Here is a 7,244-nt window from a genome sequence, read left to right as displayed (position 1 = left end):
GAAGCACTGTCAGAAAAGGCGGATATCCTCGCACAAAATCTTCATCTGCCTGACCACATCCGAGAGGTGATAGGGTTGCCAAGCAAACCAATCCAAGCATAGAGGCCTAAATGGGCTACGAGTGCTTAGGCTTGGAACCGACCTGCAGCTAACCACCTGCTTCACACACCGTGAGCTGCGATCAGTTGGAAATGTAAAACCTGTTTTTTCCTCAGGTTCTACTTTCCATAAACTGGCCCGAGACTAGGCTAGCTCACGAGCTATATGACGTGCCTGGGCCTGAGCTGAGGCGACCGAAGCTTCGTGACGCTCGTCAGCGAATTCCTGGTACTCGGCCGCAGCTTCGAACATGCGTTCTGCTCCCAGGTACGGGCGCAAAGTGCTGATGTGCGCAGAAAGGTGACCCGAGCCATAGCGAATTCCACCGGCCTCAAAACCGAATTCGCCAGCCGATGTGAGTAGCACCAGGGTTTTGCCTGACATGATCGGTTCCAGAGGGAAGTCGCCACGCGCCAAATCAAACGTAAATGTCTTATTGATCCGGATAATCTGATCAAACCAAGCCTTCAGGGCTGCGGGCATTCCGTAGTTGTACATGGGTGTCGAAATCAGCAGGATGTCGGAGCGGTCGAGCTCGTCAATTAGCGTATCAGACAAGCTAATCAAAGCGTTCTGTTCAGGAGTGCGTTCCTCTTCCGCAGTGAAAACGGACGCAATCCAATCGTTGGAAATGAAATCCGGCGGGGTCAATCCGACGTCACGCACTACAATTTCGACGTCCGGATCAACGGTTTTCCATTCTTCCACGAAACTGTCCGCCAAAGCGCGGGAAATGGAATTATAGGCCGCAACAGGGTTGTCGGTGCGCCGCACGCTATTGTCTTCAACGCCAAGGTCGCTGATTGCATCGAGGACTTGCCCTGTGCGGAAGTCAATCTCGGCCAGCACATCTGCATAATGGCCGTTGCCTGTGATCCCGTCGAAGTCAGGGTTCGGCATCCCCTCTGCGGCCAGCGCATCAAGCCGAGGGGTCGCGGCCCCCCTTAGCTCTCCGCCGCCGTAGACGCCCAACTCGCCCCAGCCGAGGTTGTCGACCATCATCAATACGACATTGGGTTGCTCAGTGGTCTGGGCCACAGATGAGCCGCCCCAAAGTACACAAGCTGCCACCGACATAAGGATTGGTTTGAGTGGACTTCTCATTTGGGTGCTCCCGTCTTGGTCCGAGTATTCGTGAAACGACCTTTCCCATAGGTCATCGACTCACGCATGTGTCATTAGGACTATCGTCCTAATCTTGGCGAGCAGTGTGATCTGTGTCAATGTTGCGTTACGACCACTGTCAGAATTGAAACAGGCCCATGGTGATGTTCCTCACCTGCAAAACGCAAAGTGAACTGGATCGATGGACAAGAAGATTGAAAGCTACATTCCCGAAAGGGTAACGCACCTGCTACAGGATTTGGTCGTGCAGCGCCCGGTTGCAAAGGAACCCCGCGGGCTTTCCAGTGGTGACAGCACCAAGCGGCGGATACTTGATGCGGCCTTTGCGCTTTTCATCGGCACCCGAGCAGAAGACTACACGATGCGGAATCTGGCGAACGCCTTGGATATGCGCGTCGGCAACCTGACGTATCACTATAAGACCAAGTCAGAACTCCTCGACAGCCTCGTTCGCGATCAGCTTGCGAACTATGCTGACGACATCCTGACGTGTCTGCAGATGAGCGAAACAACACCGCAAGCTGCGCTCGAACGGGTGGTAACGCTCCTTGTTCAGGACTTGCGCCAACCAGAGATTGCATTCTTCCCGCAACTCTGGGCGCGTTCATTGCATGACGATGCTGCGGCCGAGCTGATGGACAAAATCCACGAGCTGGAGCGACAGGTGATTGCAGGGCTGATAGGAGCCACCCGTCCCGACTGGCCACAAGACGACTGCGATGCACTTGCACTTCACGTTACTGCGGCTATTGAGGGGCTTACCTTGTTCATTGGGCGAAACAAGAAATCACATGGCATCTATGCAGCGCCCGAACAGGAAATTGCCCGCGTACTGAGAGTTGTATTGGAAACTGCGCGCCATCCGAGCAAGTGCTAAATTTGAGAGCTAAATTGAGCGCCCCGTTTGGGCTCGACCCTGTCATCCGAGTCTTTTGCTCAGGTGACTGATAAGGTGCGGTTAGCAGACATTTCAAGCGAGATTTGAATTTTCCGACCATGAACGGCCGTTTCGCGCAGGAGCGGACGGTGACGAAAAATGCGGCTATGTCCGAGTCGCGGACATTTCAGCCGTTCGGGCGGCGATGACAAAGGTCTGCTCCACCTTGCTTTGTGGACTTGCTGGGCGAAGCGCAAACAGAGTGTATATGTAAAACTTCCAATCCATTGGATAAGTTTGCCAATCGGTCCGATCCTTCAAGGGCGATCAAACCGACGTCCAGAGGGCTGACTCTTCAAAGGAGGGTCATTTCAACGGTTCACAAACTCTGTTCACCAACCTCGATTGCCGAAGTGACCAAGAGACCAAACCGACAGTTTTTCTGCTCTTCATTCGTGCAACACGCTTCCTGAAAACTGCCCGAGCTAAACAGCCAGATATCTAGCGGTCATTTGTTCCGTCGCAATCGGAGTGTGGTGCGAGGAAGTTCGCCAAAGGTCTGCCTGTAGAGCCTGCTGAACCTTCCGTGATGCTCAATGCCACACATCGCACAGACAGCCGATACTGTGACAGGTCCTTCGGGGTCAATTAGGGCTCGCCTAGCGTGATGAAGTCGAGCTTGGGCCAGCACTTGCATCGGCGTGGCCCCGCGAACTTTGCGAAATGCGGCCTGCAATGTTCGTTCAGAAACGCCAACATGAAGCGCAATGTCCCGGAGGGTGTCAATTTTATCGGGTTGTTCGTAGATCAGTTTCTCTGCCTTTTTGACATGCCTACTGGACAGGTCTCGCGCGATGGTAGAGTGAGTGCGTCTGCGCGGACCGAAGCACATGTCGAGGCAGCGGTTCAACTGAGCAAGAACCACTGTCTTCCAAGCATCCGCCAAGTGCATTTCCATTTCCCGATCCGTGGAAACGGAGACCTGCGTTGCAAGTGCAACCGTGAGTTTGGCCAGATGCAAGTCATCTGAACTATTTGCGTCACCCCATATCATTCCGCCCCGCGCCTCCACGCGGTCCAGGCGGTCGCCCAGGAAGTTGGACGGCATGGACAGTACAAGGGCTTGGTATGGTGCGTTCCGCTCAGAAATGACAGTCGTCTCGCGCTTCCCGCGGCCGAACAGGATCCAGGATTCGCTATTTCGCTTGAACTGCATATGACCGTTACTACTCGACAAAGTGCCGGTGACCGACACAAGAAGGTTGGGCCGTCGGTATTCTGGCACGACCACGTTATGCCCAGTCGATCTGATGTAGGCTAAGCTCATCAGGCCGATGTCGCTGATCGCGACCGCCGCCTCTCCATCGACTGGGTCATGCAGTTGGAGTGGAGCAGATCCTGAGAACTGCCGCCTTGTCAAATTTGAACGATCGCCCTTGTAGAAGGAACTCAGCTTGAAGCTCCCGACCGCAGTTGGCAATGCATTGTCGGCTGCCTTGCGTAGCACAGAAGGTGCGAGCCCGATCAATGCGTTGGCGCCGTCTCCGGTCGGGCCGTGCAAATTACTAGCACACTGCGGATTTTGGATAATCATAGCGAATTTTGGATATCCTGCTCCCCTTTCTTGTGCAAGCTTTTCGAAGATTCGTCATCCCGCAAATGGTGGCACATATTGCATTTCTGAAGGCCGCCAAGACCCCACGCGGCGCAACACAACAGCGAGCCAACGCACCCGAAACGGTATCGAAAACAGCGTTTAAGGAGACGACAAAATGAACAAGCCCCTTTTGGTCACGACTTTCTCTGCCGTTCTGGCGCTGTCCCTTGGTGGGCCTGCATCCGCGAATGTCGACCAAGCGGCTATAGATGGCTGTATCGACCAGATACGCAGTGTCGGTGGTCCCGATGGCCAGAGCGGAACCGTCATCTCCTCGGAGTATTCCGAAGCAAACTCGCTGATCATGTTCCAAGATGCGGGCAATACCGTCTGGCGCTGTCTGGTCTCGAACGACGGGGTCGTGGCCGAACTGACCGTTGCGCAGGCTGCTGATGACGGAGGCGGCGCGATGGCCGGGGCCTCCGGTTCTGGTACAGAACGCGTCTCATTCGCTTCAGGAACCTCGGGAGCGGAACTGACAGGCTCACTGTTACCGCAGGAAAGCCGACGCTATGTTCTAGGCGCGCGCGACGGTCAGTTTTTCTATTTCCGGCTCGCAGCGAATGGGCCAGGAATGACCTACGTCATCTACAATCCTGATGGCTCCGTCTTGCTAGACGAGATGAGCGCCGATCAGGAGTACCGGGGCCAGTTGTGGCAATCGGGAGATCATGTCGTCCAAGTTTACAATACATCGAACGGCGCTCAGTCCTTCAATGTGATCTTTGGAATTGAATGAGCCAAAACATGCGAAAGAAAGGCATTGGCCTTTGGCCGTCGCTCAGATTGCTTTCTGTTTCCGCCGCGGCCATCGCGCTTTCCGCTTGCACGACGGGCAACGCCCTACAACTCAGCATGGGCGATAGCGATGCGGTGAAGCGCGCAAATGAGCTTGCAATTTCCTGTAACCTCCCTGGTGCGCTACAAGCGTTGGAAGAGGCGGAGGCCTCAGGAGGTCTGGCTTCCAATGTTTCGCAATTGCAGCGCGTGGTTTTCCTCCGGGACGCTCAGCGGACAGCAGAGGCCAATACCGCACTTGCAGCGTGGAACGACGCTACCAATGCAACAGCAAGCGATGCAGCCAAAACAGAAAGCTCTATTCAAGAATCGCTCGTTGAATTGCAAGCGGAAAGGCGGTCGCGAACCGGGTCTGCTTCCTGCTAGGACGGACGCTTCACCTTGCCTCTGAAACCTGGGGTTCTCTGCCAAAAGACTTAGCCGACAAATCTGATATACAAAAGAAGGGGATAGAATGACTTCGTACTCAAAACAGCTGCTTGGCGCTGCCGCTCTCGTGGCGTTGTCAGGATGCGCGGACACCTCCAGCCCTGCCACCGGGCAACCGTCCGTCGGAAGCTCATCGGATCTGACGGCCTTCGAAGGCGCGCGCGCCGGTCAAGCTGAGATGGGCATTCAGAATCTCGGTTATGAGTTGATCAGAACAGATGGCCTCACGGCCTTTTGGTTCAATCGCAGCACAGGCGCTTGTGCTCGCATCACCACATCCGATGGTCGCTACTCCGATGTGACCATGCTTCCAGCCGGAGATTGCTGAGTCACTCAGCCGGCAAACACCGTTCCCAAAATCCTGAAAGGAAAACCCATGAACAAAATCCTAGCCACTTCTCTCGTCCTCATTGCCTTGGCGGGATGCGCCGAAGAGCAGTCCTTCACAACCGAAGCAGATATCTCGGAAGCAAATCGGAACACTGAGTGCCCGGTAGATGTGACGGAAGCGGATCGCGCCAACTATCCTGCGTGCAACTGACGAAGCGAGCCTTCGTTGCGTCTGCGATAGCCATGTCCATAACAGGATGCGTTGAGATATCGCAGAGCAACGAAGATATCGTGGCACCATCGGGCATGGTTGAAGAGTGCACTCGACAGATCAGGGTCGGACGACCATATGCAACTATTTCAATCCGTGAGGTGATCACAGCCGGACCGGATAATCGTGTTTTCGTCGGCATGATGGTCGATGGTGAAAGCTGGGGGTGCCGGGAGGAAGACAACGGCATTTTCACGGCGTTCTCTCAGTTTGCGAACTGACGAATAGATGGCCGGGCTATGCAATTGGGTCATTCGGATCGTCGGGGTATTGTACCTCGTGGCCTTGGCGTTGCTTCTGATCGGAACCTTCGGACTCTTCGGTCAGGAGCAGGATCCGCTTTCAGGCATCTTCTTGTTGCCGTTAGGTTTGCCATGGCTCCTGTGGTCAGATGGCGTTCCGGACGTTTTGTTGCCGTCGCTGGCGGCCTTTGTGCCGCTGCTCAATATTCTTATCCTGACATTGCTTTGTCGCTACTTTAGAAGCGACAAAGCTCAAAAAACAAAACCAGACAAGGGAGGGTCAGATGCACTTTGATCTTGCACATGCGCTCTTAACGGGAGTTCTCATATTTGTCGTGATGATCGGCATGCACAAAGCTGGTCTCTACGTGCCGCACAAGGAGGGTGGCCCAAGATGGAGTTGGCCGCTGTTCTTCGGAATAGGTGCGGCCGTGTTCATCCTTAACTTGGTTTGGCCCTGAAAGCCGTCGCGTTCTAGCAGGGAGAGAAGATTTGGGTAAGGTGATTATTGGAATTGTTGGCTTGATCATCGGCTTTATCGGTGGCGCGATTTTCGATGGATCGCTGATCGGCGGCACGGCGGCCGGGATCGGTATCGCGACAGGGGCATCGGCGGGCATCTGCATGACAGTACAGGCAACCGAAGACAAGGGGCCACTGACGCGCCAAGAAATCGATCAGAGCCTGACGCAAACTGCGGCGAATGCGGCAGCGATCTTTGACACTGACGCACCTGGCGAGGTCGTTGGCGGCGAAGATAATTGCGCCAAGGTTCTTTAGAATCTGAGAGAGTGAGTACGAAATGAAATCATTGTTTTCCCCCCTGCGTATCGGCGCACTCTTCGCGGCGACAACTCTGGCGACGACTGCATCGGGCAACGAGTTGATAGAAGACGCACTCGGAGGCCCCTTCACGACCTGCACCGGTGCTATTGCATGGACCGAGGATGACAATAGCGCCACTCGTGTCGAGCCCATGCGCCTCGCGGTGCGGGACGCTGACGACGCGGCAAACGTAGCCCTGTTCCTGAGCGAGGAAGATTTCACGAGTGAAGATGTCTGGGCTTGCGTCGACGGTGTCTGCATGGCTCACGCGACCGTTCGCGCGGCCGTCACCACAAATGTGCTTCGGCTGCGTTATCAAGCCGACCTTACCAGTGGCCAGGCCGTGTATGGCATGGAGGGCGTCTTCATGGTGGTGAACGCTCGGGAAGCTCCCATAAAGGTTGAGGGCGCACGGGGATCCGGCTCCTTCATTTGCGAAAAGGCATTGCCCGAGAGCTTCCTTGGGAGTGAACAGTAGCGAAAAAAAAACTGCGAAATTGCTTTACTGCAAATTAGGGGAGTCAATGAGGTGACCAGTCTAGGCTGCGCAAAGCCACCAACCGCTTAGCGTATAACGCAGGAATAAGAGTT

11 protein-coding genes are annotated in these 7,244 nt (G+C 54.9%); 9 read left to right on the top strand and 2 right to left on the bottom strand.

The window, feature by feature from the left end:
* Positions 1-243: 243 nt before the first annotated feature.
* Complete coding sequence (locus tag GS632_RS15330; protein WP_253284488.1) at positions 244-1,203, bottom strand: NAD(P)H-dependent oxidoreductase; 960 nt, start codon at positions 1,201-1,203, stop codon at positions 244-246.
* 202 nt (positions 1,204-1,405) lie between these two features.
* Between GS632_RS15330 and GS632_RS15320 the strand changes: the two genes are divergently transcribed.
* Positions 1,406-2,101, top strand: a complete 696-nt coding sequence (locus tag GS632_RS15320; protein ID WP_171237971.1) for a TetR/AcrR family transcriptional regulator — start codon at positions 1,406-1,408, stop codon at positions 2,099-2,101.
* Between the two features lie 508 nt (positions 2,102-2,609).
* On the opposite strand, the gene GS632_RS15315 is transcribed toward GS632_RS15320, so the two are convergent.
* Entirely contained in the window at positions 2,610-3,695 is a 1,086-nt protein-coding gene (locus tag GS632_RS15315; RefSeq protein ID WP_171721265.1) for a helix-turn-helix domain-containing protein, read from the bottom strand.
* A 178-nt stretch (positions 3,696-3,873) separates the two neighbouring features.
* On the opposite strand from GS632_RS15315, the gene GS632_RS15310 reads away from it, so the two are divergent.
* The 8 genes from GS632_RS15310 to GS632_RS15275 all read left to right on the top strand — a co-directional run bounded on the left by GS632_RS15310 (position 3,874) and on the right by GS632_RS15275 (position 7,131).
* Entirely contained in the window at positions 3,874-4,497 is a 624-nt protein-coding gene (locus tag GS632_RS15310; protein ID WP_171721266.1) for a hypothetical protein, read from the top strand.
* A gap of 8 nt (positions 4,498-4,505) precedes the next feature.
* The gene (locus tag GS632_RS15305; protein WP_171721267.1) at positions 4,506-4,922 is read left to right on the top strand and encodes a hypothetical protein; all 417 of its coding nucleotides are present in this window, start codon (positions 4,506-4,508) and stop codon (positions 4,920-4,922) included.
* 88 nt (positions 4,923-5,010) lie between these two features.
* Positions 5,011-5,313 carry a hypothetical protein gene (locus GS632_RS15300; RefSeq protein WP_171237975.1) on the top strand — a complete coding sequence of 101 codons (303 nt, stop codon included), beginning with the start codon at positions 5,011-5,013 and terminating at the stop codon, positions 5,311-5,313.
* Positions 5,314-5,361: 48 nt separating this feature from the next.
* Positions 5,362-5,526, top strand: coding sequence for a hypothetical protein (locus GS632_RS15295; protein WP_170461188.1), 165 nt, complete (start codon positions 5,362-5,364; stop codon positions 5,524-5,526).
* A gap of 32 nt (positions 5,527-5,558) precedes the next feature.
* A complete protein-coding gene (locus GS632_RS15290; protein ID WP_170461186.1) occupies positions 5,559-5,807 on the top strand; it encodes a hypothetical protein in 249 nt (82 codons plus the stop codon).
* Between the two features lie 7 nt (positions 5,808-5,814).
* Entirely contained in the window at positions 5,815-6,123 is a 309-nt protein-coding gene (locus tag GS632_RS15285) for a hypothetical protein (RefSeq protein WP_171237976.1), read from the top strand.
* Between the two features lie 197 nt (positions 6,124-6,320).
* Positions 6,321-6,608 (top strand): hypothetical protein, encoded by a 288-nt coding sequence (locus GS632_RS15280; protein ID WP_171721268.1) that lies wholly within the window; start codon positions 6,321-6,323, stop codon positions 6,606-6,608.
* 22 nt (positions 6,609-6,630) lie between these two features.
* Complete coding sequence (locus GS632_RS15275) at positions 6,631-7,131, top strand: hypothetical protein (protein ID WP_171237978.1); 501 nt, start codon at positions 6,631-6,633, stop codon at positions 7,129-7,131.
* Positions 7,132-7,244 lie beyond the last annotated feature (113 nt).

The sequence above is a fragment of the Ruegeria sp. HKCCD7296 genome (genome assembly GCF_013110775.1).
GTDB lineage: Bacteria > Pseudomonadota > Alphaproteobacteria > Rhodobacterales > Rhodobacteraceae > Ruegeria.
Note: the sequence above shows the minus strand (reverse complement) of the source record. Positions and strands in the feature narration are given on the sequence as shown.